This is a genomic window from Oleiphilus sp. HI0066 (assembly GCF_001635725.1).
In genome coordinates, this window is sequence record NZ_LWFH01001092.1 from 1 (window position 1) to 1,362 (window position 1,362).

3 protein-coding genes are annotated in these 1,362 nt (G+C 42.1%); 1 reads left to right on the top strand and 2 read right to left on the bottom strand.

What is annotated here, in order from left to right:
- Window positions 1-721, bottom strand: a 721-nt coding sequence (locus A3738_RS14115; RefSeq protein ID WP_068763652.1) for a phytanoyl-CoA dioxygenase family protein, incomplete at its 3' end; no start/stop codon positions are given.
- An 82-nt stretch (window positions 722-803) separates the two neighbouring features.
- Here A3738_RS14115 and A3738_RS29970 point away from each other — a divergent pair.
- Window positions 804-962, top strand: a complete 159-nt coding sequence (locus A3738_RS29970) for a DUF2986 domain-containing protein (RefSeq protein ID WP_156502270.1) — start codon at window positions 804-806, stop codon at window positions 960-962.
- A 64-nt stretch (window positions 963-1,026) separates the two neighbouring features.
- Here the strand turns inward: A3738_RS29970 and rraA are convergent.
- On the bottom strand, window positions 1,027-1,362 hold a 336-nt coding region (rraA, locus tag A3738_RS14120; protein ID WP_068763653.1), incomplete at its 5' end, for a ribonuclease E activity regulator RraA.

Sequence of the window (1,362 nt, forward strand, 5' to 3'; positions counted from 1 at the left end):
GAGGCTCATTGTAAGGAGCGATGTCACCCCTCTGAAATTCAAATGCAATACTAATTCGAGGCGAAACACTCGTCTTCTGACTCTTACCCCCCCAATGGAACACTCTTTGATTCCATATAAATGCAGTCCCAGCTTTTGCTGGAAGCGCTCTAACTGACTGCATGTCCGTGGGAACGTCTTTCGTATCAAACGAAAGATAATATGGATCTTGATCTGCGGGGACCATATACATACACCCATTTTTCGGAGTCGCATCACTCAAAGCAATCCACATTGTTAAGCTTTTTGGCATACCATCATGAGTCAATGTATTGGAGAGTTTATCTCTATGCGGCCCCCATCCAGACTCACTTTTCTTCGGGTCAACATGCCATGCCCAAAAATCAGGCAGCATCAAAGCCTCTGCGCCCAACACATTGACTAATAACTTTTGAAATTTAGCAACACATTGCCAATATTCATCGAACAACATGCAGAAAACGGGCAACATCTGATTTTTATGAAGCGCAATAATTCCATCCCGAAGTTTTGTAACCTCTTTATTGGATAAGACCTCAGGAAATTCTTGATAGCCTTCCGCGACCAAAGTGCTTCGATTTAGCTCTAAATCAAAATACTTGGATTCAGGGATTACTTTGTTTTCAGTTCCAGAAATGCTTAAAGCAGGTAACATTTCTTTCCAAAACTTCTTTTTCTTATACTTGTCGTATTTATTACTCATCTTTATTTTCTGCTAGCTTCAGATAATTGATCTACTTTCTAAAGATACCACCCCTATTTATTAAAAACTTAAACAGAGCTCTATGAACAGACAAAAAAAAATCAAACAAATCAATAAAAAGCGAATGAAAAAAGAGGCGGCTAAACGTGCGCCTAAAAAGAAGTCGACCTATATTTCAAAAGCTAAACGCGCGGAATTAGAAGAACTTGAACAGTCTGGCACAGAGTCGGAACAAGAGTGACAATTTAGATCCAATAACAAAAAGCCCAGTCATTTGACTGGGCTTTTTTAGCGCAACCGAAGTTTTAAGCAGGCATGCTCAAAGGCTCTGGCGAGACAATCACGCCGTTGTTATCCGCATAAACGTAATGTCCTGGTTTGAATACAACGCCGCCGAATTTCACCTCAACATTTAGATCACCTAATCCACGCTTCTCTGTCTTACGAGGATTTGTACCAAGCGCTTGTACGCCTAATTGCGTTTGGCGAATCACGTCGACATCGCGAATGCAGCCGTAAATGATCAACCCAGACCAACCATTTGCAGCAGCTTTCTCTGCAAGCATATCGCCTAGCAATGCATTACGCTTTGAACCACCGCCATCAACGACCATAACTCGGCCTTCGCCTGGTAGGCCAAC